Genomic DNA, 23,325 nt, shown 5'->3' with positions numbered 1-23,325 from the left:
CTCTTCCCCTCCCCGCTGCACCACCTCGGAACGGAGCCCCGTCCCCATGACCGTCTTCCACATCGCTCCCGCCGTCGCTGACGCCTTCCCCGACAGCCTCATCGCCGTGGTCACCGCTACCGGGCTGCGCGGCCAGGAGCCCTGGCCGGACACAGCCGCCGCGCTCGACGACCTCGAACAGCAGCTCACCGCCGGCACCTGGTCCCCCGCCGACGAGAGCGACCCGCGGATCGAGGCGTGGCACACCGCCTACCGCTCCTTCGGGACCAACCCCCGCCGCATCCGCCCCAGCGTCGACGCGCTCGGCCGCCGTATGGCCAAGAAGGGCACGCTGCCGCGCATCAATCCGTCCGTCGACTCCTACAACGCCGTCTCCGTACGCCACGGCCTGCCCGCCGGGGCCTTCGACCTCGACCAGGTCACCGGCGACGTCGACATCCGCTACGCGGACGGGAGCGAGGAGTTCACCCCGCTCGGCGAACCGGACACCACCGAGACCCCCAAGCCTGGCGAGATCATCTACACCGACGCCGCCGGCGTCCTGACCCGGCACTGGAATCACCGCGACGCCCACCGCACCCGCGTCACCGAGGACTCCACCCGCGTCGCCTTCGTCCTGGAAACCCTCCACGCCACCCGCGACGGCGACCTCCTGACGACCGCCGCCGAACAGCTACACGGGCTGCTCCAGCCCCACACAGAGCACACGCGCGTGTACTACCTCAACCCGCAGCAGCCCAAGGTAACCGTCTGATCGTTCAACCGCGTGCGAGGATGCGGGCCGCCTCCGATGAGATGGTCTCGATAAGTGACCCTGCGCTGTCGATGGAGCGGATCAGTCCGATGGACTCGCCGACGATGACGTTCGCGACATCGAAGTTCTCGGCGCGCACCGCGACGCGGTACTGGGCGCGCAGCGCATCGAGGTCGCTCTTGTCTGCCGTGTCTTGCCAACGCTGCAGGAAGCTGTTGCGCAGGACGCGTCCGGAGTACGCGTGCGGCCAGTTCTTCTCCCGTACGACGTCGTAGAGGTGCTGGCGGAGGGTCTGGTCACCGTCACGGTCCACAACCGTGTTCTGTGCCGTGGACGGCGCCGCCGCCTCCTGCGCGGCCCAGAAACGTGTGCCGAGGACGGCGCCGTCTGCGCCCAGTGCCAGGGCCGCGGCCAGGCCCCGTCCGTCGGCGACACCTCCCGCGGCGAGCAGGAGGGCGGGGTGCCCGCGAGAAGCGATCAGGTCGGCGATTTCCGGTACGAGCGTGAACGTGGACCGGGTGCCCAGTCCGTGCCCGCCGCCTTCCGTCCCCTGCGCGACGACCGCGTCGGCGCCTACGTCGAGTGCGCGGGCCGCGTGTTCGAGGTTGCCCACCTGGCAGACCAGAGCAGCTCCACTGGACTTCACCTGCTCGGCGAACGGGGCCGGGTCGCCGGAGGAGAGGAAGACCGCCGCGGGGGACGCTTCCAGCGCGAGGTCGAGCAGGTAGGGGGAGCGGGCCAGCGACCAGGTGATGAATCCGACCCCGACCCGCGCCGCGACCGCGGGATCGACGGCCGCCTGCTCGCAGCGCAGCCATGTCTCATCACCGTAACCTCCGCCGAGGAACGCCAGGCCACCGGCGCGGGCAACGGCGTTGGCCAGCACGGCATTTGAGACCTGATCCATCGGGGCGAGAGCGAGGGGCGCGGTCAGTTGGAATCGTGTCGTCAGGCGTGTCTTCATCGTTGCGTTCCCCATCCGTTTCGTTCAGTTGTGGTGGCTCACCTGAAGTCAGGAGATGCGCCGGTGTGGTCGCCTCGGACGGTCACCGGGCTGCGCCCCGCAAGCGGAGGTTGGCGGTCCTGAGCGCCGCCGTCGCCGCTTCCTGCCAGTCGCGTGCCGAGGCCAACAGCCCGGTGAAGGAAGGGGACATGTGAACATGGCCCTCTCCGACGTAGAGCTCGACGGGAACGTTCGCGTCGCGCAGGCGGTGCGCGTACCACTCGCCATCGCCGCGCAGCACGTCGTACTCGGCCACCGCGATGTACGCCGCCGGAAGCCCGGTGAGGTCCTGGGCCAGCAGCGGGGAGGCGAGCCGGTCGTGGCAGTTGCCGCTGTCGCCGACGTAGAGCCTGGTGAAGGTGCGTACGTCGGTCATCGACAGGGGCAGGTCGTCGCCTTCCTCGCACGGGCGGCTGAAGGTGAGGTCCAGCGCGGGGACTTCGAGAAGTTGGTGTGCGATGTCGGTACGGTCCTGGTCGCGCAGCGCGAGCGTGGCGGCAGCTGCGATGTTGGCGCCCGAGGACTGGCCGCCGATGGTCGTTGCGCCGGGCAGCGCGCCTATGTCGGCTTGGTCGCGTACCCAGTCGATGACCGAGAGCGCGTCACGCACGGGCGCCGGGAAGGGGTGCTCTGGTGCCTTGCGGTAGTCGACGGAGATCACGATGCAGTCCGCGTGGACGCACCGGTGGCGGCTGAGGGCCTCCGCGTCCTTGGAGAACGCGCTGTTGATCGCCCAGCCTCCGCCGTGGAAGTAGACGTGCACCGGGTGCGGTCCGGCGGTGGCGGGCCGGTACAGGATCGCTTCGATGGCCGTGTCGGCTGTGTCGATGCGCAGGACGCGGCGCTCGGCGACGTCGGGGCCGGGGCGGCCGAAGGTGTCGAAGGCTGTGTCGTTGTTCTGGTTCGTCTCCGCACGGAAGACTTCCGGGTTGTCGATGACTTTCGGGGGGTGGGCGAACGGGAGAAGCGGGTGCAGCTGCGGGTCTATCGGCATGGGGTGACTCCTGGGTGGCGCGGGGAAGGGGAGCTGATCGGGGGTGGGTGTCAGCGGACGCCGCGTACCGGGAGGATCGCGAGGCCGCCGAGGACGGCCACGCCGCCCGCGGTGGCGAAGAGCACGGTGTAACTTCCGCCTCCCAGAAGGAGGATGAAGGGGGCGGCGGCCGGCGCGAGGGCGTTGGCGAGTGTGCTGGACATGTTGAAGACCGCCATGTCCTTGCCGGCGTTCGACTTGTCAGGCAGGACGTCGGTGACCAGAGCGAGGTCGACGGCGAGGAACGCGCCGTAGCCGATGCCCGCGATGGCCATGGCGAACAGGTAGCCGTCGAAGGCCGTGGTCAGCGACGCGATGATCAGCGCGATGCCGTAGATCGCCGCGGAGGCGAGCACGAACGTCTTGCGGCGGTGCAGGAAGTCCGACAGCTTGCCGCCGGTGACGCTGGTGAGGATCGTCGTGATCGACAGCACGAGGCTCGCGACGAAGATCTGGTGTGGCACCTGGCCGGGCTTCGTTCCGAGGCGTTTGAGGAGAAAGAACGCCTGGTAGGTGGTGAGGAAGCCATAGCCGAGGACGAACAGCAGACGGCTGAACCAGACCCACGCGAAGTCCGGGTGCCGCACAGGGTTCACCCAGAACGTCCCCGCGATCTCGCGCACCGACAGTCGCGGCCGGGGCGCGTCCTTGGCGAGCCGGCGGTCGTTGACCACCGCGATGAAGACCAGAACGCTCACGGCCGCGATGAGCGGCGGCAGCAGGAATATGAGCAGCGTGCTGGTGGCGACCAGCTGGATGATGAACGTACCGCCGATCATCGCCAGCGGAAGCGTCAGTCCGACCAGGCCGGACACAAGGCCGCGTTGCTGGGGCGGTACCTGGTCGGCGATGACCGCGAGCAGCGGGGTGCCAATCAGGTTCGCGGTGGTGCTGTACAGCGCGTAGGCGATGAGCAGGACCGGCACGTTCGGTGCCTGGCCCATCACCGCTCCCAGCGCGATGCATCCGGCCGCGCCGACGAGTAGGTACGGGCGGCGCATGCCGATGCGCGCCGTCGTGCGGTCGCTTAGCCGCCCCACTACGGGCATGACGACCAGAGGGAGCAGGACGCCTCCGCCGACGATGACGCTCAGGGCGCCGGCGGCGTCCTTGGGGCCGACGAGGGCCTGGACCTTGAGGGCCAGGGACACCGTGCCGGGCATCAGGCAGGCGATCCAGAATCCCGCATAGGCGAACGCGAACGCGAAGATGAACGACTTGCCCACCGGTGGCAGTTCGTCGGCGGACGGCGGTTGCTCTCCAGACCCGCCCGTCAGGGCGGGGGTGACGTCAGCGGCCGAGGGCGTCGAGTTCGGCTGGCTCGTCCCGGCGTTCTCCAGGTCTGAACTCGTCATGTGTTGTCCAATCTTCACCAATTCCCCTGGCCGTGGGAGCGGCTGAGGGGCGGGGCTGGAATGCGAAGGCGCGCGCACGGTGTGCCGGCCGCGGCGAAGTTCCTCTTCGCACGCCTGACCTGCGGGTGCGGCTGCTGTAGCGGCGTCAGGGAGACATTAGGCAGGGCGAGAGTTCCGGTCTAACGATTGGTTGCGATGGCAGCCATCGCTTGCAGAGAACCCAGCGAGTGCCCTGGGGGGGGGCGAAGGCATACGAGGCTGCCGGCCAGTTCGAGTAGCCCGCGATCAAGATCCGCTCATCGCTTGTCGCGGACGCGGAGTCCTCGGAACTGCGACCACTTCAGGACACCGCCACGTCACCGCCGTGAATGGCGTGAGAGTGGCACTGATCGGCGGACCTCGCAACGTGAAAGCCCACCGCGGCCCCGGGCGGTGGCGGACCGGCTCGGCTTCGACTGCCTGTCCACGAACAGACTGGCGCGGCACCCCGGAAGACCGTGGCAGCCGACACCGCAGTGGCAGTACCACCGCACGTCGATCAGCACTTTCGATCCCCCACGGTGGACGAGCTCATCGCGTCGGTGCTCAGCCGCTACCAGGGGCTGTGGCCGCGGATCGAAGAACTGATCACGGCTCACGCCCGCGCGAGCACGGACGGGCCGGGCCTCGTGCTGGAGGGGTCGGGACTGTGGCCCGCGAGCGTCGCGACGCTCACCGTGCCGCCTACGGCCGCCATGCGGTTCACCGCGGATGAAGGCGTCCTGACCCTCCGCAGGCACGCAGACAGCCACGACGACCAGCGGCCTGATCACAGGCGCATCGTGTTCAACAAGATCCTTGCCCGCACGGTGCGGTACCAAGAACTGATGCTCAGAGCCCTGACGCGGCTGGGGCTGGACCACGCCGACGCGGACGCCGACCGACGTCCTGAAAGAGCTGGCGGAGAGCGTCCTCGCTCTGGCAGCGGCGCAGCACGCGCCGGCCCGTACCGCCGTCTGGCCGCTGCGAAACGATCAGTATGGGAGGGGAACTAGGTGATCGTGGTGGAGGCTCCCGGAACCTCCACCAGGCCGGGCTGTGCCACGGTCCGTGCGTGGGCGAGGAAGCGTGCCAGGGCGGGTGGGGGTGGGGTGTCCATGCGCTGGACGAACACGGTCTGCGCGCGGGCCTCCTCGTCCGGGAGTTCGTGCACCCGAATCTGCTCGCATGAGGTGTGCTGCTCGACGACGGCGGCGGGCAGCAGGCTGATGCCCATTCCGGCGCCGACACAGCCGAGGATCCCGTCCAAGGTGCCCAACTCCATGCAGCGCACGCTCAGGGCGCCCCGGGCGTGCAGGATGCTCTCCAGGCGTCTGCGATAGGAGCAGCCGGTGCGGAAGACGAGGATCCGGGGATCGTCCAGCACGGCGTCCAGGCCGGTGACCCGGCGTGCGGTGACCAGGACGAGGCGCTCCTCGAACACGGGGGTCTGCAGCAGGTCGGCCCGGCGCAGCGGGTCGCTGACCAGGGCGCCGTCGAGGCGGTACTCCAGGACGTCGCGGACGAGTTGGTCGGTCGGACCGGTAACCAGCGAGAGGTCGACGCGGGGGCACTCCTGAGTGAAGGCCGCAAGCGCCGCCGGAAGGCGCAGGCCCGCGGTGCTCTCCATGGAGCCGATCCGCAGCGGCCCGCACGGATCGCTCTCGTCGCCGATCACATGGTGCGCCTCGTCGACGAGGCGGCTAATGCGCTCGGCGTACGGGAGCAGTTGCTCCCCGGCGTGCGTGAGGGCGACACCCCGTGCGTGTCGGCGAAACAGCGCGGCGCCGAGCTCCTTTTCCAGCACATGGATCCGGGCGCTGACGTTCGACTGCACCGTGTGCAGTTTCACCGCGGCCCTGGTGATCCCGCGCGTACGCGCGACAGCCAGGAAGACCCGCAGGTCGGAGAGCTCCATGTCGACCTCCACAGGAACGGGGCAGGAGCATACTTGCGGGCCGCAACGACACCCCGGGACGGTCAACGTTCGGGGACCGGCAGCAGGCCCTCGGTGTACTGGGCGCGTCCGAAGCCGAACGACCAGTCCTGGGGTCCGTTCTCTGTGATGGAGACGAAGACGTCCTCGCCTGCGATGCCGAGGGGCTCCAACTGCTCGGCGATGGTGCGGAAGACGCGTTGCTTGTCCTCGGTCGTGCGGCCTTCCTGGGTGAAGATCTGGATCATCACGAGCCGGTCGCTGCGCTCGAAGCCGAGGCCGGCGTCGAGGGCGATGACGTGGTCGGCGTCGTGCTCGGTGAGGATCTGGAATCGGTCCCGCTCGGGGATCCCGAGAACGTCCACCAGGGCGCGGTGCGTCGCGTCGGCAATCGCCCGCAGCTCGTCGGGACGACGCCCGCGGATGAGTTCAATGCGTACCAAGGGCATGACTGTTGTTCCTTGTCGGTGTGGTGCGGGCGGTCATCGGGGCAGCTGCACCCATGTGCCGTGGTCGGCGACGGACAGCAGCGAGGAGAGGCCGGCCTCGTAGAAGGCGAGTTCGAGTTCGGGGCGTCCTTCGGAGAAGTGGGCCCAGCCGTCGTAGTGGGCCGGGACGATGAGGTCGGCGCCGAGGACGGCTGCGGCGGCGGCGGCGCGGCGGCTGTCCAGGGACAGCGGGCGGCCGTCGAACTTCGCCGGGACGCGTGCCGCTCCCGCGTGCAGGACGGCCGCGTCGATGTCCGGCACCTTGCGGGAGATCTCCGTGACCGTGCGGATCGAGGCGTTGTCGCCGCTCACGTACACGGTGGGCAGGCCCTTCCCGGACAGGACGAACCCGATGACCTCGCAGTTGACGTTCCCCTCGGCGTCGCGTTCGCCGTCCTCGGGACCATGCACCGCGGGGACCGCCATGACGCTGAGGTCGCCGCCTCCGTCCGGGCGCGGCAGGGCGTGGCTGACCCACGGGTGCAGTCCGATGGCCGAGGGGCCCAGCTTCTTCGCGGCCACCGGCCCGGTGAGCACCATCGGGGCCATCTGGGCGAAGCCGCGGCCACGCTCGTCGAGGTTGTCCGCGTGCGCCTCGTGGCTCACCAGCACGAGATCGACCGGCCCCACCCCGTCCTCGTCGATTGCCGGCCCGGCAGTCTTGACGAGATACCCGTAATCACGGGGCTCGTCGAAGGTCGGGTCACTCACGATGCGCAGGCCCCCGAGGTCAATGACGGCGGTGGGGCCGCCCAGGATCGTGATCGCGCTGTCCTGCCGAGGCAGACTGGTCGTGCTCATCGGTGTCCTCGCTGCATGGTCCGGGGATGGTGCTGTCGCCCCATCGACGCTACTGACAGCCTGACCTGGGCGGAAATGCCTGGCGCGACGCATGTATGCATAGCAGGCATGGATGCGGCTCACCGGTGAGCCGCCACGGGCGTCACGGTGTTTTCGTCCCGAGGGCGGCGTCCAGGAACCGGCGGATCAGCGTGCGCTGGGCCTCGGGCAGGTAGATGAGGCTGACCGGGCTCGGCGGTGCGTCGGTCAGTGGAACGAACCGCAGGGCCGGGTGCTGGGTGCGGCGCTGTGCGACCTCGGGGACGATGCCGATCCCGCGGTTCGCGGCCACGGTCTCGAGCCACTCGTCGTAGTTGGACGTCTCGATGATCTGATATGGGCGCTGGTCGTCCGGCCAGGACCACGGGCCGGTGGTGCCGCTGACCGTGTTCACGACCAGCGGCCAGTGCTGCACGTCCGACCAAGCCAGATCGCCCAGGCGCGCCAGGGCGCAGTGCTCGGAGCACACCGCGATGCGCGGCTCGTTGTCCAGGCGCACGATGCCCGCGCCCTTGGGGACGTCGACTTCGCCGCGGACCAGTGCGATGTCGACGGCGTGTTGACGCAGTGCCTGGAGCGGGTCGTCGGTGCGGGTCAGGGCGAGCGATGCCCCGGTGGTCTCTTCGAAGCGGGTGACGGTCTGCTGTGCCCACGGGTCGGGCAGCAGCCAGCTGAAGCCGAGGCGCAGCGTGATGCGGTGGCTCACCACGGCCAGCGCCTCATCCAGCGTCGCCAGGACGCGCTCGGCCTGAACCAGGAACTCGGCGCCGGTGTCGGTCAGTTCGACGTGTCGGGAGGTCCGCTCCAGCAGGCGCACGCTCAGCTTGCCCTCCAACTGCGCGATCGTGCGGCTCAGCGCCGGCTGTGTGATCAACAGTTCCTCGGCGGCCCGGGAGAACGAGCGATGCCGCGCCACGGACGCAAAAGCCCGCAGGTGACGCAGTTCGACATCCATACCCCTGACGCCCCTCTCACTGATCCATGCCTGCGGCGCATAGCGCCAGCGTAACCGGCATTTCACAGCCGTGCGTGTGCTGCCTAGCGTCGAAAGCAGCCCGTGAGCGCCGCCAGGAAGGTCCCCAGCAGTGAAGCCATCAGCAGCCGCACAGTCACCGACTACCCAGAAGGTAGAGGTATCGGCCCTGCCGCCCGGCCCTCGAACACCGTCGCCCTGGTGGATCGTCGCCCAGGCGGCCGCCGCCCTGGCCGCGGGACAGGGGATCGGCCGGTTCGTCTACACCCCCATCCTTCCCCTCATGCAGGAGCAGGCCGGGCTCTCCTCCGCGCTCGGGGCGAACCTGGCCACGGCGAACTTCATCGGCTACCTCGCCAGCGCCCTGGCCGGCATCGCCGCCCCTGCCCTCGTACGGTCCGCCCTGGCGCTGCGCGGATCGCTCGTCGTCATGGTGGCGACGCTGGCCCTCATGCCACTCACGCACAACGGCACCGCCTGGTTCGTGCTGCGCCTGGTCGCCGGGGCCGCCAGCGCCCTGGTCTTCGTGATCGCTGTCAGCGCGATGCTCACCCGCCTGCGCGCCCACCCTCACCACCTGGTCGGCTGGGCCTTCGGCGGGGTCGGAGCCGGGATCGCCCTGTCCGGCCTGCTGGTCGTCGCCGTGCAGGCCGCCTCCACCTGGCAGGCCGCCTGGTGGACCTGCGCCGCGCTCGCGGCCGTACTCAGCGCGCTGTCCTGGCGACTCGCCCCGCGGCGGGAAGATGCTCCTTCCGCGTCTCATGCGGCGGCGCAGGCCGATCGACCCCGTACCCACCGCTGGTTCCTCGCCCTGCTCGCCAGCTACACCTTCGAGGGCATCGGCTACATCATCGCCGGCACCTTCCTGGTAGCCGCGATCCAACAGGGCGTGGGCGGCTGGCTCGGCGGCGGCGCCTGGATCGTGGTCGGCCTCGCCGCCCTCCCCTCCTGCGCCCTGTGGACCCGCCTGGCGCGCCGCTGGACCAGGCCGGCCCTGCTGCTCGCCTCGCTCACCATCCAGGCCATCGGCATCGCCCTGCCCGCACTGCTCGGCGGCGCCATGCCCGCCCTCGTCTCCGCCATCCTGTTCGGCGCCACCTTCATGGGCGTGAGCACGATCGCCCTGTCCATCGGCAGCCACCTTCAAATACCCCGTGCCGTGGCGCTGTTGACCGCCGGATACAGCATCGGCCAGATCCTCGGTCCGCTGCTGGCCGCCCCACTGCTCCGCCACGGCTACCAGCAGGCCCTCCTCCTCGGCAGCGCGATGGTCATCCTCGCCGCTCTTGCCTCCGCCGCCGTCTGTATCCGCTTCCCCCACCACCTCTCCCCCGCACCCGCGGCCGCCTGAACACCCCTGTCCTCGAAAGGAGTTGTCGTGACCACTCTGCTATCTGACCTCGGAGCTGTCCTGCCCCTCATCGCTGCCCCGATGGCTGGCGGACCGAGCACCCCCGCGCTGGTCACCGCCGCCGCCCGAGCAGGCGGCCTCGGCTTCCTCGCCGGCGGCTACAAGACCGCGCAAGCCCTCGCCGGACAGATCCACACCACGCACACCGAAGGTGTCGCGTTCGGCGTCAACCTCTTCGCTCCCAACCCGCTCCCCATCTCCGACGAGGCATACGGGAGCTATGCCCGGGCGGTGCAGGCCGAGGCCGACCGCTACGGCCTCACCCTGCCCCAGCATCCGGTCGAGGACGACGACCATTGGAGAGACAAGATCGACCTGCTCACCTCCGACCCCGTTCCCTGGGTGTCCTTCACCTTCGGCATGCCGGACCGCACGATCATCAACGCCCTCCGCGCCGCCGGAACCATCGTTCTGCAGAACGTCACCTCGGCCGACGAAGCACGCCAGGCCGCCGAAGTCGGCGTCGACGCGCTCATCGTCCAGGCACCTGCCGCCGGCGGACACTCGGCCACGCTCACCCCCGCCCATCCACCCCAGCCCATCCACCTCACCGACCTGATCACAGCAGTACGTGGCGCCGCCCCCCTGCCCGTCATCGCCACCGGCGGTATCACCACAGCCACCGACGTGACCGCCGCACTAGCCGCGGGCGCCGAAGCCGCCATGATCGGCACCGCCCTGCTGCGCACCCACGAGAGCGGAGCCTCCGCTCCGCACAAGTCGGCCCTGGCCGACCCGGCCTTCACCACAACCACCGTCACCCACGCTTTCACCGGACGCCCTGCCCGCGCCCTGGCCAATCACTTCACCGACCACGCCGCCCCCATCGCCCCACTCGGCTACCCCGCCCTCCACCACCTCACGGGGCCACTCCGCAAGGCAGCAACTGCAGCAGGCGACACACGTCTAATCCACCTGTGGGCAGGAACCGGCCACCGCCAAGCGAAGACCGAACCCGCCGCCGACACCTTCGCTCGCCTCTCGAGCCGACTATGAGCCTGTTGGGAGTGCGCGGGCGACGTTCTTGAGGTCGTCTCTTACCGGTCGCAACCGACCTGGATTACTGACCACGCACTCACGACTTCAGTGCCGCAAGCGGCACCACCGGCACAGACGAACGCGGGCGCCTCACGGCTCCTCGGGGGTGCGGTGCGGGCGCGGTGGGGGCCGGGGCCGCACCGCGCGGACAGCCATCGCCGCACACGCGAGCGAACAACCGCACTCTCAGAGTCCCGATCACCGGCCCCTGCGTGGCCCGGGAGTGCGACGCGACCTGCCGAGAGCGGCCGTGAACTGCGATAACGCCGCGCAACTGTCATCCTGGAACGCCGGACAGCCCAGCCGCGCTCCGGCTTGCCGGGACGGAGTACGGCCCGAAGACACGGCGAGCGGAGGCCAGCATGCTGATCAGTCACAGCGTCGACGGCGACACCCTGCGCGTGACCCTGCACCCCAGCGTCGACGTCAACACCCGGGCCGCAGCCGGCGTGGAGATCGAGGCCCTCGTCCACACCCACCGGCCCCGCCGCGTCACCGTCCAGGTCCCCGCCGGGGATCCGACGCCCGCCACGCTCAGCGTCGTCGTCCGCGCCCACCGCCTGTGCAAGAGCCTCGACATCCCCCTCAGCCTGACCGGAGCCACCACCGCCGCCCAACGACTGTTCACCACGAACATCGCCTAGAAGTCGCCTTGAAGCCTCCCCCGGCTGCCGGACCGGGAGGGGCCCAACCCTGACCGGCCGGTCCGGCAGCCTCGTGACCGGGCGGGCGTCGAGGCTGCCGGCCGGTACAGCGGGTGCGGGGATGAGGGTGGAGAGCACCGCACCACGCTGGCCTATCGGGTGGGCCACGGGCAGCTGCCTGCCAGCCTGACCCACTCCCGGTCCACCTGCCCGGGCACGACACGCCCCTGCTCACTCCAGCAGGCAGCCAACGCCGCAAAGATCGGCTCACCCGGCGAGGGCGGAACCGTTTCCTCGCGGCCGGTGACCGCAGCGGGCCGAGTCGTCGTGATCACACCGTTCTAACGCGCGAATCCGGCTGAGGTCACCCCTGAGCGGCTCCGGCGCTTCCGCAGCGCGGCACGTGCCTCTACGCCCAGAGGCGGCCGGTCCCGAGGTTCCTCTTGATCATTGCTGCGCGCCACGAGCCGGTCGTTCCGGGCCAGACCACTGAACACGGCGTCAGGGACCTAGTCATAGTCTTCGGCCATGACCGAGATTGTGATGCCGACGCCTGATGACGCCTTCGAAATGCTCCTGGCTGGCAACCAGCGGTTCGTCACCGGATCACCCGAGCACCCCAACCAGGACGCGGCCCGCCGCACCCAGACCGCCCCGGCCCAAAATCCCTTCGCCGTACTGTTCGGTTGCTCCGACTCCCGACTGGCCGCCGAGATCATCTTCGACCGAGGCCTGGGCGACCTCTTCGTGGTCCGCACCGCCGGGCACGTGGTCGGTTCCGAAGTTTTGGGCAGTCTCGAATACCCGGTGAGTTTGTTGAACTGCCCCCTTGTCGTGGTCCTGGGCCACGACTCCTGCGGCGCCATTGCCGCCGCCCGTGACGCCGCCGACGGGGGCAGGGTGCCCGGCGGTTTCGTCCGAGACGTTGTGGAACGGGTGACGCCGAGCGTCCTGTCGGCCCGCGCCGCCGGACGCGACACGGCCGACGAGATCCTGGCCGAGCACATAGAGCACACCGTGGATCTGCTGCTGGAACGCTCCCGTGTCCTGGCCGACCGGGTGGCCGAAGGCAGCCTGGCTGTGGCGGGCCTGTCCTACCGGCTGGCCGACGGCAGCGCCCGAGTGGTCACCACCCGCGGTCTGAGCAGGGTTGGCACCCCGGCACGCTGAACAAGGCTGGGCCCGGCACTCCGGGCACAGTGCGTGTGCGGCTTGCCGGACCCGGCACCCATTGCCCCACCCAGCGATATCGGGGCCCGCACGGTTCCGGCGAAGGGACACCCGTCCCCTCAGCGCACATTCCCCAGGGGACGGGGTCTCGGACCTGGTGCTACGCGGGCCGGGGCCCTGCGGCGCGGCGCAGGCGGTTAGCGATCGCGAGTCCCAGCCCCGCCTCAGCGGGCAAGGAGGCGACGATGAGGTCGCACCTCTGCTGGTCGAGCTCCCGCAGGAATCCGTACAGACGCGCGCGAAGGCGTCCATCGAAGCGGGGACTGCAACCACGGCGTGCGCCTTCACCGGAGTGCCGGCGAAGGAGGCAGGCAGAAAGGCGCCCACCTGGTGTCCCAACTCCTGCGCCCTCTCGGCTTCGGTGACAACCTTCTCCGGCTCGGCCAGGACGACCTGCGCACGCGGCGCGTAGTGGGACGGATGCTGGCCCGGCACTCGGACACGGCTGGACGAGGGGACCGCGAGCGGGCACCCCAGTACCGTTTCGAGGTCCTCCCGTGTCACCCCGCCCGGCCGCAGAATGGTCGGGGCATCGCCCGTCACGTCGACGATGGTCGACTCGACACCGACCTCGCACGGACCGCCGTCCAGCACGAAATCAACGCCATCACCGAGCTCGGCACGGACGTCGTCCGCCGCCGTGGAGCTGACCGAGCCGAACCGGTTCGCGGACGGAGCCGTGACACCGCCGCCGAAAGCCGCCAGCAGCGCGAGTGCCACGGGATGGTCCGGCACGCGCACCGCCACCGTCTCCAGGCCGCCCGTGGCTTCGAGGGGGCACCCGGCGACCGCGGCGCAGGACCAGCGTGAGCGGTCCCGGCCAGAACCGTTCGGCCAGCAGACGCGCCGCCGGGGGCACGTCCTCCACCCAGTCGTCCAAGTGCCCCGCCCCGGCGATATGGACGATCAGCGGGTGGGAAGGCGGACGCCCCTTCACCTGGAAGATGCGCGAAACAGCCGCGGGGTCCTCGGCGTTCGCGCCCAGACCGTAGACAGTTTCGGTCGGGAGGGCCACCAGCCCGCCGGCGCCCATCACACCGGCCGCCTTCTCGATGTCAATGGTGCATGCCGTCACGCCGGCAGCCCTTCCACCCTGTGCAGCCACACGTCAACACCGGCTGGGCGGCCCGGTGATGCGCTGGTCCGAACCGACCGGACCGCCGAGCGGGTCTGCGAGGCCGGGGAGGCGTCAGTGACTCTGTGAACGTTCTTGGGCTTCAGTCGGCGTTGAGCCTGTCCTCGAAATGAGCGAGAACTGGTTCAGCGCCGACAGCCTTCTGCTGTTCATGGAGATGTCCTGCCGCAAGGCCGTCAGCGACGCGCAGAAGACCACTTGGCCAGATAGCGGCAGGAGATCCCGGCTTCTGCCGCGACGTGGGCGATCGGACGCCCGGCATCGACGACCTGAAAGCCGCTGCCCCGAGCAGCCCGCGTGCGTGAGGCGCGTGGTCCGGCGGTCCGCCTCACGCCCTCCCGTCGGCGCCTGCCTGATGTGACGCATCGGGCAGCGGGAGTTCGATGCGAAAGGTGCAGCCCTGGCCGGGGGCGGTGCCGAGGGTGAGCCGGCCGTCGTGGGCGGTGACGAGGGCGTGGGCGATGGCGAGGCCGAGGCCGGAGCCGCCTGTGGCGCGGGTGCGGGAGTCGTCGGTGCGGTAGAAGCGGTCGAAGACGTGCTCGCGGTCCTCGGGGGTGAGGCCGGGGCCTTGGTCGGCGACTTCGAGGACGGTGTGGGGGCCGACGGTTCCGACGCCGATGCGGATCGGGGTGCCGGGCGGTGTGTGGGTGACGGCGTTGCCGATGAGGTTGGTGACGACTTGGCGCAGTCGGGCCTCATCGGCGACGGCAGGGGCGGTGGACGGCTTTCCGCCGCCGGGGCCGGTCAAGGTGACCGGGCGGGTGGTGTCCAGGGCCCGCACGTCATGGATCGCGTCGGCGGCGAGGGTGCGGAGGTCCATGGGGGCGAGGTCGAGGGCGAGGGCCGGTTCGTGGTCGGGGTCCGCGTCCCCGGTGTCCTCGTCGAGGCGGGCCAGGAGGAACATCTCCTCCACCAGCCGGGTGAGGCGTTCGGATTCCGCGGCGATCCGGGTCATGGTCTGGTCGACGTCCTCGCGGGTGGGCAGGGCGCCTATGCGGTAGAGGTCGGTGTAGCCCCTGATGCCGACGAGGGGCGTACGGAGTTCGTGGCTGGCGTCGGCGAAGAAGCGCCGGGTCCTCGCCTCGGCCGCTGCGCGGGCCTGGAAGGCCGTGTCGATCCGGGCGAGCATCTGGTTGAGGCATTCGGTCAGGCGTCCCACCTCGGTGTGGGGGGCAGCCAGTTCGGGGACCCGGTGGGAGTAGTCGCCGGCGGTGATCGCCGTCGCGGTCTCCTCGATCCGGGTCAGGGGGCGCAGTCCGGAGCGTACGGCGAACCAGCCGGCGGCGGTGAGAGCCGCAAGCAGGGCGGCGCCCACGGTCAGGGAGAGGTTGCAGGTCTTGGTGACAGTGCGGTCGACCTCGTCGAGGGAAGTGGCCACGACGACGCTGCCCTGAAGGTCAGCGCGCTCGGCCGGGAAGACCTGAGCGGGCTGGGTGAGGGCGATGACCCGCCAGCTGCCGTCGCCGTCCTTCGCAGGCACCGTGAAGGGGCGGCCGTGCTGGGCGAGGACGGCCGCGTGGTCGAGGGCCGGGAGTTCGGGACCGCCGCCAGGTGGCACGGTGCTCGCGTCGAACGCCCTGCGGGTGGCGCCGTCGTTGTCCAGATACGTCACGGTGGTGTCGCCGAGGACGCTCAGGGCCTGCACGCTCGGCGGCGTGCCGGTTGCGGAGGGCGGGGTGAGGCGGGCGGCGATCTGGCCGGTCAGGACGAGCCGGTCGTCGACCCGGTCCTGGAGGTAGCCGTGCAGGGCCGTGGTGACGATCACTCCCGTGCCGAGGAGGCCGACGGCCACCAGCGCCATGGACAGGCACAGCAGTCGAGTGCGGAGCGACAGCGGGTGCAGCCATCGGTGCCTGGGCAGCCGCAGGGCGGGGCGCTTCACAGTCGGGGCTCGCGGATCACGTATCCCACGCCTCGGACGGTGTGGATCAGCTTGGGCTCGGCCCGGTCGACCTTGCGGCGCAGGTAGCTGATGTACGTGTCGACGATGCTGGGGTCGCCGCCGAAGTCGTACTCCCACACGCTCTGCAGGATCTGGTTCTTCGTCATAGTGTGCTCCGCGTTGGCGACCAGGAAATGCAGGAGGCGGAACTCGGTCGGGGACAGCCGCACGGTCCGTCCCGCCCGGGTGACATGGTGACTGTCGGGTTCGAGCGCCAGATCGCCCACGGTGATCCGGGCGGGCAGCTCGCCTCTGGTACGGCGCAGCACGGCGTGGATGCGGGCGATGAGCTCTTCGAGGTCGAAGGGTTTGGTGACGTAGTCGTCGCCGCCGAGACGCAGGCCGTGGAGGCGGTCCTGGCGGTCGTCGCGCGCGGTCACAAAGAGGACGGGCACGTCGCCGCCGCGGCCAGGGAGGCCCGAGCGAGGCTGCGCGCGCAGGCGGCGGATCACCTCGAAGCCGTCCATGTCCGGGAGCATGACGTCGAGCAGGACGAGATCGGGCGTGCGCCGCGCGGCCAGGTCCAGGGCCTCATGGCCGGTGGCGGCGGCGTCGACGTCGAAGCCGGCGTAGCTCAGTGCAGTGCGCAGCAGCTCCCGGACGGTGGGCTCGTCATCGACGACGAGCAGGTGGTCGGGGCGACGCGCTGAGTGCGGAGGAGGTGTCGGTGCCGCCATGGGAGGGGATCGCCGCCTTCACGGACTGGGGACGGGGCTGACAGGGTCTTCTCAGGAGATCACACGCCGCTCAGGAGGCTGAGTCGGACGGGACCCGGGGTCGCGGCCGGGCGCCGGGCGGGCGCTGGCGCGTGATGCCCGGTGGCTGTGTGGCGCGGCCCGGGCGCCGGGCCCGCCGGGCCCACAGACGGCTGCCGGCGTACGAGGCGAGGGCGGCCAGGACGAAGCCGGTGAGCGCGGACAGCCCGAGCCCGCCGTCGAGACCGGCGGTCATGCCTCCCATCTTGTTGCCCATGAGGCTGATGCCGATCCGCACGGATCCCCGCGCCGCCAAGGGGAGTGCCAGGGCAGCGACGGCGACCGCGATGCCCATGCGCAGAGCGATCTCCGTGTGGCGGTCGAGCACGGCCTCGGACTCCTCGCGCGGGGTGCGGGCCGGGGTCCGGGCCGCGGCCACGTACCCGGCGATCAGCAGGAGGAGCAGGAGGAGGGCCATGGCGATCAGCCACAGCGGCAGGCCGGCGCCCGACCAGCCGCCGAGGTTGACAGACTTGTCCGTGCCCGCCGCGTCACCCTGGGCAGCGCCGCCGAGCATGCCGCCGCCCGCGGACTGCAGGCGGTGCACGCCGGCCTCCCAGGAGGTACCGAGGCCGGCGGTGAGCAGCACTGCGATCAGGTTGGGGCCGACGAGCAGCAGCAGGCCCGCCGCCTTCGCTGCCTGATCCCGGCCAGTCAGAGCCACGGCCCCGGCCAGGAGCGCGACGCCGAGGGCCGAGCAGCACAGCAGGGCGGCGATCCCGGTCAGGGTGGACGTGACGGCGTTCCACTTCAGCCGCAGGCGGCCCAGGGCGATAGGGCGCGGCAGTGTCGTACGGCGGGCCGCGAGGCAGCCGAGGGCGAGGACGGCGCTGACCCACAGCAGGCCGAGAAAGACGGTCGCCCCGGTATCGGTCTCGAACATCACCGATGACAGGCCCTTGGTGAGGTCTCCGCCCCCGCCACCTCCGAACCGGCTGAGCGCTCCGGACGACGCGCCCTTGCCGAACCGTTCCGTCGCGCTCTCGGGCAGCCGGGCGGTGCCCTGAGCCATGCTGGCCAGGATCGGGAGGACCACGGCCGTGGTCACCAGTGCGCCGCTGCAACGGGCCCACAGCTGCGCCGGGGCGGGCCTCTGCCGTCGGCGGAGGGGGCGGAAGAAGCCGATCGCCAGGACGGCCGTGCCGAGGAATGTCAGTGTCAGCGGCGTCAGCGCCGCCTCACCGGTCAGGCCGAGGCTCAGCCCCCCGCCTCCGCCGAGACCGCCGAGGCCGCCGCCAAGACCACCGTCCGCGGCTGACTCGGCGGAGGGGGCCGACTCCACGGTGACGCCGCCGCCGACGGCCATGCTCACCATCATCGGCACGAGGCGGGACACCGGGGCGAGCGCTCCGGCGCCGAGGACGGTAAGTGCCGCCCATGCGGCGGCGGCCATCGTCATGATCGCGGTCACGACGGAGAGGGATCCTTCGAGGGCCTGACGCCAGGGCGAGCCAGGCGGAACGGAGGGCGGCGGGGCAGAGGACATGGGTGGGCTCCTGAGTGCGGGGGCGGGGTGGGGTACGGGGCGGCGGGAGGGGGCCGCCGCCCCGTGGACACGGACGCGGGATCGGGGCGCACGGGCCCCGATGACGTGCGCGGACTCAGTGGCCGCTGCCGCCACCGCTTCCCGCGGCTTCGACGACCAGGTCCCGGCCGCCGTCGGGGGACGTTTCGACGCCTGTACGCGTGGGATCGCCCGGGTCCCGCTCAAGCCGCTCGCCCTCGACGTCCAGGTCGGGCACAAGTCGGTCCAGCCAGCGGGGAAGGCGCCAAGCTCGTCGGCCGAGCAGGGTCAGGACGGCCGGGACGATCGTCATGCGGACGACGAAGGCGTCGAAGAGGACGGCGGCGGCGAGCCCGAAGCCGATGGTCTTGAGCATCTGCTCGTCGGAGCCCATGAATGCGGCGAACACCGAGATCATGATCACGGCGGCGGCGGTCACCACACGCGCGCTGTGCTCGAAGCCACTGACCACGGAGTCCTTCGGCGAGTGGCCGTGCACGTACGCCTCGCGCATCCGCGTCACGAGGAACACCTCGTAGTCCATGGCGAGTCCGAAGATGACACCCACCATGAAGATCGGCATCATCGACATCACCGGTCCCGGTACCGCGACCCCGAAGACCGAGGACAACCAGCCCCACTGAAAGACCGCAACCACCGCGCCGAGGCCGGCGAGGACGGAGAGCAGGAATCCCAAGGCGGCCTTGAGCGGGACGAGGAGGGACCGGAAGACGGCGATGAGCAGCAGGAATGCCAGTCCGACCACGAGACCCAGGTACGGAACGAGGGCGTCGGACAGCTTCTGCGAGACGTCGACGTTCATCGCCGTCGACCCGGCGACCAGGACGTGGGCGTCGTTCTTGCTCGCGAGTGCCGGTTCGCGCAGCGCGTGCACGAGGTCGGCCGTCTCGGCCCTCGCGGGCGCGGTGGCCGGGACCACGTTGAGGACGGCGGTGTCACCGGATTCGCTCAGCCGGGGCTCCCCGACGGCGGCGACGTCCTGCCTGCCGCGGATCTCTTCGGCGACATCCCGGGCGGCCTTTTGGGCACCGCCGCCGCCGTCGGCCTGGACGACCACCGTCAGTGGTCCGTTGTAGCCGGGGCCGAAGCCCTCGGCGACCAGGTCGTATGCCTGCCGCTGCGTTGTCGAGACGGGCTTGGACTCGTCGCCGGGCAGACCCATCTCCAGGGACGCCGCGGGTACCGCGATCGCACCCAGCAGGGCGACCCCGCCCAAAAGGACGCCGATCGGCCGCCGGACGACGAACCGGGCCCAGCGCACGCCCATGGCCAGCTTCGGCCGGCCGTCCTGCCTGCGGCGCCGCGGGCGGATCGGGCCGATCCGGCGGCCGCAGATCCCGAGCAGCGCGGGGATCAGGGTGACGGCGATGAGCACCGCGAGGACGACCGTGCCGGCCGCGGCGAGGCCCATCTGCGTGAGCAGCGGAATGCCGACCACGGACAGCCCAGCCAGGGCGATGACCACGGTCAGCCCCGCGAACACCACAGCCGATCCCGCGGTGCCGACCGCGTGCCCGGCCGCCTCCTCACGGCTGCGGCCCCGGGCGAGTTCTGCGCGGTAGCGGGAGACGACGAACAGGGCGTAGTCGATGCCGACGGCAAGGCCGATCATGGTGGCGAGGCCGCTCGTGGTCGAGCCGAGGCCGAGCGGCTCCGCAAGCACCTTGATCGCCAGGCCGCCGATGCCCACGCCGAGGACGGCGGTGAGCAGCGGCAGACCGGCCGCGAGCAGCGAGCCGAAGGTGAGGACGAGTACCACGGCGGCCACCGCCAGGCCCAGCGCCTCGGAGGAGTGGCCGCCGGCCACCGCGTTGACAGCGTTGCCGCCGACCTCGACGGTCAGCTCCTGCGATCCCGCCTGTTCGACGGTGTCCTGCAGCGCGCCGCGCGAGCTCTCCGCCAGATCCGAGGCGGGCACCTGGTAGGAGACCTGGGCGTAGGCGGTGGAGCCGTCCTTGCTGACCGATCGGGTTGCGAAGGGATCGGTGACCCGGGCGACCTGCGGATCGTTCCCGAGCTCCCGGACCGCCTCCTGGACGCCCTTTTTCGCCGCGGGGTCGGTGACCTTGCCGTCCTCGGCCCGGAAGACCACCCGGGCCGTCGCACCGTCGGCGTTCAGCTCCGGGAAGTTCTTCTCCAGGAGGTCGTACGCCTGCTGTGCCTCCGTGCCGGGCATCGAGAAGTCGTTCGGCGGTGCGGCGGGAGCTCTGCCCGCCAGCACTCCCGTCCCCACGAGCAGCACCACCCACAACAACGCGACCGGCCAGCGCCTCCGGAAGGAGAACCGGCCCAGCCTGGAAAGGAACGTGGCCACAGCAGGGCTCCTAGTCAGGTCGAGGCTCATCGGAACAGGCACCGACGCTGTCAGCCCGCTCTGATCGCCCCCGGAGAGATTCTGGGAACTTTCTGGGAGATCCGAGCGCCGGGGCGGGGCCGGGGCGGCGGATGCCGGGCGAGGTCGCCGCCGCCATGGCCCGATTCACAGGAAGCTCACCGGGACGCCCCGAGGTGGACCCCGATCCGCAGGAACGCCTGGACGAGCGGCGCGACCGGCACGTCAGGGGAGATGACCTGCGAGCCGAGGTGGACGGCGACCAGATCGAGGCCGGGCGAGACGAAGAGGCGCTGGCCGTGGATGCCGCTGGCCAGGTAGGAGCCGTAGAGGTCGTTCGGAATCCACCACAGGTCGTGGTACGAGAGCGTGGCCGGCGAGTCGGGGGGTGCGGCGGGGAAACGGACGCGCCGAGCGTAGCCGTCGGGAACGCCGCTGGTGATCGTCGTCGCAACCTCCTCGGGCACGATCTGCCGATCGCCCACCGCCCCGCCGCAGCGCAGCATCTCGCCGAGGCGTGCGACATCACGCGCCGTGGCGCTGAAGCCGCCGCACGCCGCCTCGACGCCGTCGCCGTCGAGGATGTAGTAGGCGTCCTCCTCGGCGCCGATCCTCGACCAGATCATTTCGCTGAGCAGCGCGGAGGTGGTGAGTCCCGTGACGCGGCGCAGGACCTCGGCCAGCGTCTCGACGTTGCCGTTCTCGTAGCGGAACTCGGTGCCCGGCCGCCCTGTGGCGCGGGCGGTGAGCAGGTGTTCGCGGATGGTGGTGGGGCCGTTGTAGCCGAGCGGCCGCAGTTGCGGGGCGATGACGGCGTAGTACCGCTGGGCCTCGATCGCCTTGTCGAAGGGCCGGCCCGCGTAGCTGACCTGGGTACCCATGTGCAGCAGGTCCTCGATCGTGGCGTCGCCGAAGGCCGTACCGGTGAGCTCGGGAACGTGGGCGGCCGCCGGGGCCGACCGGTCGAGGAGGCCCTGGTGCGCCAGCGTCGCCGCCATCAGGCCGATGTACGACTTGGCCGCCGAGGCGTTGAAGTGCGGGGTGTGCGCCTCGGTGCCGTGCCGGTACGTCTCGTACACGACGGCACCCCGGTGCATCACGAGGAACGCGTCCGTCTGAGCCGACGTGAACAGGTCCTCCAGTTTGATCGTGGTGCCGCCGAGCTCGATGTCGAGCGCGTCGAGGTCGGCGGGGCGGTCGTGCAGCACCTGGGCGGGCTCCGGGCCGCGCCACACACGGCGGCTGGGGGTGAGCTCGCGGCCCGCGGACGTGAAGCGGCGGATCCACGCGGGATCCGTGTAGCCGCGGGTCCACAGGAGATCGCCCAGTCGGGCCAGGTCGGTCATGGGGCACTCCGTCGCCATATAGGTCTTGAACAAGTACACCGTTAACGTACAACCTGTTCAGCAGCAGGCGACAGATCGCGACGCTGATCCCCGTACGCCTGCCGTGCGCGTGCCCGCGTGAACCGTCGACCGCCCCAACGGCCAGGCCCGTTCGCGTCCTCCCCCGCACCCTTCCCCTCCGAGCCGCAGGAGTGCCCCATGGTCGAACCGTCTTCTCCCGCACCGCCCCGCGAGACCTCCGCATCGCCACCGCGTCCCGTGTTCGACCGGCGGCGGGCCTGGCTGATCACCGCAATGATCGTGACGTTCATGCTTGTCAACTACGCGGACAAGGCCGTCCTGGGACTCGCGGCCGTGCCGATCATGGACGAGCTGGGCATCAGCAACAGCGCATACGGGTTGATCTCCAGTTCGTTCGCGCTGCTGTTCAGCCTGACCGGGCTGATCGTCGGCTTCGTCTCCGCGAAGGTGTCCAGCCGGGTCCTGCTCTTCGCCTTGGCCGCGCTGTGGGCAGTGGCTCAGCTGCCGGTGCTGTTCGTGGCGTCGACCCCGGCACTGGTGGCGGGGCGGGTACTGCTCGGGGCGGCGGAGGGACCCGCGGCCTCCATGTCCATGCACGCCCTGTACAAGTGGTTCCCTGCAGACCGGCGCGGCCTGCCCTCCGCTCTGCAGATCAGCGGCGCCGCGCTGGGTGTGCTGATCGCGGCGCCGACCCTGACGTGGCTGATCACCGGCTTCGGCTGGCGCTCCGCGTTCGCGGCGCTCGCGACAGCGAGCCTGGTGTGGAGCCTGGTGTGGTGGAGGGTGGGCCACGACGGCCCGCACACCCACGCGCGCACGCCGGAGAGGGAGGCGCACGATCGAGGGAACAGGCTCCCGTATCGGCGCCTGCTACTGAACGGCACGGTGCTCGGAAGCATCGCCGGAGCGTTCGGCGGCTCTTGGGCGATGGCCTTGAGCCACGCCTGGCTGCCGGTCTACCTGCGTACCCAGCTCAATATGACGCCCGGCGCGGCGGCCACGCTCATCAGCGCGGTCTCCGCCTTCAGCCTCGTCCTGCTGCTCTCGGTGCCTCCGGTCCTCGATCTGCTGCACCGGCGCGGCCTCTCGCGTCGATGGTCGAGCGGCGCCCCGCAGGGTATCGCCGTGACCGTCGCGGCCCTGGCCATGGCAGCCTTCCCCTTCGCAGACGGCGGGATCCAGCTCGCCCTGCTCACCCTGGCGTTCGGCGGGCACGCCATCGTCTTCCCCCTGCACTACATGACGGCGTCCGCGGTTGTACCACCGCACCGGCGGGGGGCGGTCTTCGGCATCGTCGCCGCGACCGGCACGCTCCCGGGCCTTGTCGCCCCGTATCTCACCGGACACCTGCTGGACTCGGCTGCCTCCCCCAGTGCCGGCTACACCCAGGCCTTCCTCCTGTCCGCCGCCGTCATGGCGGTCTGCGGACTCGCGGCTCTGGTCGCCATCCGACCGGAGCGCGACGCGCGGCGACTGGCTCCGGCAGCCACGCCTGATCCCCTGCACTGAGGCAGTCGGGCGGCGCGGTGGTCCGACGGCGTCCCGC

The 23,325-nt window shown here is 70.7% G+C and carries 19 protein-coding genes and 1 pseudogene; 7 read left to right on the top strand and 13 right to left on the bottom strand.

Going from position 1 to position 23,325, the window contains the following annotated elements:
* The first annotated feature begins 46 nt into the window (after nucleotides 1–46).
* Nucleotides 47–754 (top strand): B3/B4 domain-containing protein, encoded by a 708-nt coding sequence (locus ACZ67T_RS40580; RefSeq protein WP_469991321.1) that lies wholly within the window; start codon nucleotides 47–49, stop codon nucleotides 752–754.
* 4 nt (nucleotides 755–758) lie between these two features.
* On the opposite strand, the gene ACZ67T_RS40575 is transcribed toward ACZ67T_RS40580, so the two are convergent.
* From ACZ67T_RS40575 to ACZ67T_RS40565, 3 genes are all read right to left on the bottom strand, one after another.
* Nucleotides 759–1,718, bottom strand: coding sequence for an NAD(P)H-dependent flavin oxidoreductase (locus ACZ67T_RS40575; protein ID WP_469991319.1), 960 nt, complete (start codon nucleotides 1,716–1,718; stop codon nucleotides 759–761).
* An 82-nt stretch (nucleotides 1,719–1,800) separates the two neighbouring features.
* Nucleotides 1,801–2,751 (bottom strand): alpha/beta hydrolase, encoded by a 951-nt coding sequence (locus ACZ67T_RS40570; RefSeq protein WP_469991317.1) that lies wholly within the window; start codon nucleotides 2,749–2,751, stop codon nucleotides 1,801–1,803.
* Nucleotides 2,752–2,801: 50 nt separating this feature from the next.
* A complete protein-coding gene (locus ACZ67T_RS40565; protein WP_469991315.1) occupies nucleotides 2,802–4,145 on the bottom strand; it encodes an MFS transporter in 1,344 nt (447 codons plus the stop codon).
* 560 nt (nucleotides 4,146–4,705) lie between these two features.
* Here ACZ67T_RS40565 and ACZ67T_RS40560 point away from each other — a divergent pair.
* Entirely contained in the window at nucleotides 4,706–5,179 is a 474-nt protein-coding gene (locus ACZ67T_RS40560; protein ID WP_469991313.1) for a hypothetical protein, read from the top strand.
* On the opposite strand, the gene ACZ67T_RS40555 is transcribed toward ACZ67T_RS40560, so the two are convergent.
* From ACZ67T_RS40555 to ACZ67T_RS40540, 4 genes are all read right to left on the bottom strand, one after another.
* Nucleotides 5,176–6,081, bottom strand: coding sequence for a LysR family transcriptional regulator (locus tag ACZ67T_RS40555; protein ID WP_469991312.1), 906 nt, complete (start codon nucleotides 6,079–6,081; stop codon nucleotides 5,176–5,178). The two genes, ACZ67T_RS40560 and ACZ67T_RS40555, sit on opposite strands and share 4 nt — an antisense overlap.
* Nucleotides 6,082–6,143: 62 nt before the next feature.
* Entirely contained in the window at nucleotides 6,144–6,548 is a 405-nt protein-coding gene (locus ACZ67T_RS40550) for a tautomerase family protein (RefSeq protein ID WP_469991310.1), read from the bottom strand.
* A gap of 33 nt (nucleotides 6,549–6,581) precedes the next feature.
* On the bottom strand, nucleotides 6,582–7,388 hold the full coding sequence (locus ACZ67T_RS40545) for an MBL fold metallo-hydrolase (protein ID WP_469991309.1): 807 nt from the start codon (nucleotides 7,386–7,388) through the stop codon (nucleotides 6,582–6,584).
* Nucleotides 7,389–7,530: 142 nt separating this feature from the next.
* Nucleotides 7,531–8,382: a LysR family transcriptional regulator gene (locus ACZ67T_RS40540; RefSeq protein WP_469991307.1), complete on the bottom strand. Its 852-nt coding sequence runs from the start codon at nucleotides 8,380–8,382 to the stop codon at nucleotides 7,531–7,533.
* 130 nt (nucleotides 8,383–8,512) lie between these two features.
* Between ACZ67T_RS40540 and ACZ67T_RS40535 the strand changes: the two genes are divergently transcribed.
* The 4 genes from ACZ67T_RS40535 (at nucleotide 8,513) to ACZ67T_RS40520 (ending at nucleotide 12,663) form a co-directional block, all read left to right on the top strand.
* Nucleotides 8,513–9,751, top strand: coding sequence for a YbfB/YjiJ family MFS transporter (locus ACZ67T_RS40535; protein WP_469991305.1), 1,239 nt, complete (start codon nucleotides 8,513–8,515; stop codon nucleotides 9,749–9,751).
* A 27-nt stretch (nucleotides 9,752–9,778) separates the two neighbouring features.
* The gene (locus ACZ67T_RS40530) at nucleotides 9,779–10,807 is read left to right on the top strand and encodes a nitronate monooxygenase (RefSeq protein WP_469991303.1); all 1,029 of its coding nucleotides are present in this window, start codon (nucleotides 9,779–9,781) and stop codon (nucleotides 10,805–10,807) included.
* Between the two features lie 404 nt (nucleotides 10,808–11,211).
* Nucleotides 11,212–11,493, top strand: coding sequence for a hypothetical protein (locus tag ACZ67T_RS40525; protein WP_469991301.1), 282 nt, complete (start codon nucleotides 11,212–11,214; stop codon nucleotides 11,491–11,493).
* Nucleotides 11,494–12,021: 528 nt separating this feature from the next.
* The gene (locus tag ACZ67T_RS40520; protein WP_469991299.1) at nucleotides 12,022–12,663 is read left to right on the top strand and encodes a carbonic anhydrase; all 642 of its coding nucleotides are present in this window, start codon (nucleotides 12,022–12,024) and stop codon (nucleotides 12,661–12,663) included.
* Nucleotides 12,664–12,823: 160 nt separating this feature from the next.
* Here the strand turns inward: ACZ67T_RS40520 and ACZ67T_RS40515 are convergent.
* The 6 genes and pseudogenes from ACZ67T_RS40515 to ACZ67T_RS40490 form a co-directional block, all read right to left on the bottom strand.
* A pseudogene (locus ACZ67T_RS40515) lies at nucleotides 12,824–13,756 on the bottom strand (L-threonylcarbamoyladenylate synthase).
* A gap of 430 nt (nucleotides 13,757–14,186) precedes the next feature.
* Nucleotides 14,187–15,740, bottom strand: a complete 1,554-nt coding sequence (locus ACZ67T_RS40510; protein WP_469991297.1) for a sensor histidine kinase — start codon at nucleotides 15,738–15,740, stop codon at nucleotides 14,187–14,189.
* Nucleotides 15,737–16,477, bottom strand: coding sequence for a response regulator transcription factor (locus ACZ67T_RS40505; RefSeq protein WP_469991295.1), 741 nt, complete (start codon nucleotides 16,475–16,477; stop codon nucleotides 15,737–15,739). The genes ACZ67T_RS40510 and ACZ67T_RS40505 overlap by 4 nt, the downstream gene beginning before the upstream one ends.
* 70 nt (nucleotides 16,478–16,547) lie before the next feature.
* Nucleotides 16,548–18,041, bottom strand: a complete 1,494-nt coding sequence (locus ACZ67T_RS40500) for a streptophobe family protein (RefSeq protein ID WP_469991293.1) — start codon at nucleotides 18,039–18,041, stop codon at nucleotides 16,548–16,550.
* A gap of 115 nt (nucleotides 18,042–18,156) precedes the next feature.
* Nucleotides 18,157–20,394 (bottom strand): MMPL family transporter, encoded by a 2,238-nt coding sequence (locus tag ACZ67T_RS40495; protein WP_469991291.1) that lies wholly within the window; start codon nucleotides 20,392–20,394, stop codon nucleotides 18,157–18,159.
* Nucleotides 20,395–20,570: 176 nt separating this feature from the next.
* Nucleotides 20,571–21,758, bottom strand: a complete 1,188-nt coding sequence (locus ACZ67T_RS40490; RefSeq protein WP_469991289.1) for a serine hydrolase domain-containing protein — start codon at nucleotides 21,756–21,758, stop codon at nucleotides 20,571–20,573.
* 198 nt (nucleotides 21,759–21,956) lie between these two features.
* Here ACZ67T_RS40490 and ACZ67T_RS40485 point away from each other — a divergent pair, with 198 nt between their 5' ends.
* Nucleotides 21,957–23,288, top strand: coding sequence for an MFS transporter (locus tag ACZ67T_RS40485; protein ID WP_469991287.1), 1,332 nt, complete (start codon nucleotides 21,957–21,959; stop codon nucleotides 23,286–23,288).
* The last annotated feature ends 37 nt before the right edge of the window (nucleotides 23,289–23,325 follow it).

It is taken from the genome of Streptomyces sp. NPDC107517 (genome assembly GCF_055582645.1).
Note: the sequence above shows the minus strand (reverse complement) of the source record. Positions and strands in the feature narration are given on the sequence as shown.

Coding starts and splice junctions, on each gene's coding strand:
- ACZ67T_RS40490 (WP_469991289.1), bottom strand. CDS start 21,758: ATGACCGACCTGGCCCGACTGGGCGATCTCCTGTGGACCCGCGGCTAC.
- ACZ67T_RS40550 (WP_469991310.1), bottom strand. CDS start 6,548: ATGCCCTTGGTACGCATTGAACTCATCCGCGGGCGTCGTCCCGACGAG.
- ACZ67T_RS40545 (WP_469991309.1), bottom strand. CDS start 7,388: ATGAGCACGACCAGTCTGCCTCGGCAGGACAGCGCGATCACGATCCTG.
- ACZ67T_RS40485 (WP_469991287.1), top strand. CDS start 21,957: ATGGTCGAACCGTCTTCTCCCGCACCGCCCCGCGAGACCTCCGCATCG.
- ACZ67T_RS40540 (WP_469991307.1), bottom strand. CDS start 8,382: ATGGATGTCGAACTGCGTCACCTGCGGGCTTTTGCGTCCGTGGCGCGG.
- ACZ67T_RS40500 (WP_469991293.1), bottom strand. CDS start 18,041: ATGTCCTCTGCCCCGCCGCCCTCCGTTCCGCCTGGCTCGCCCTGGCGT.
- ACZ67T_RS40525 (WP_469991301.1), top strand. CDS start 11,212: ATGCTGATCAGTCACAGCGTCGACGGCGACACCCTGCGCGTGACCCTG.
- ACZ67T_RS40575 (WP_469991319.1), bottom strand. CDS start 1,718: ATGAAGACACGCCTGACGACACGATTCCAACTGACCGCGCCCCTCGCT.
- ACZ67T_RS40565 (WP_469991315.1), bottom strand. CDS start 4,145: ATGACGAGTTCAGACCTGGAGAACGCCGGGACGAGCCAGCCGAACTCG.
- ACZ67T_RS40555 (WP_469991312.1), bottom strand. CDS start 6,081: ATGGAGCTCTCCGACCTGCGGGTCTTCCTGGCTGTCGCGCGTACGCGC.
- ACZ67T_RS40505 (WP_469991295.1), bottom strand. CDS start 16,477: ATGGCGGCACCGACACCTCCTCCGCACTCAGCGCGTCGCCCCGACCAC.
- ACZ67T_RS40570 (WP_469991317.1), bottom strand. CDS start 2,751: ATGCCGATAGACCCGCAGCTGCACCCGCTTCTCCCGTTCGCCCACCCC.
- ACZ67T_RS40580 (WP_469991321.1), top strand. CDS start 47: ATGACCGTCTTCCACATCGCTCCCGCCGTCGCTGACGCCTTCCCCGAC.
- ACZ67T_RS40520 (WP_469991299.1), top strand. CDS start 12,022: ATGACCGAGATTGTGATGCCGACGCCTGATGACGCCTTCGAAATGCTC.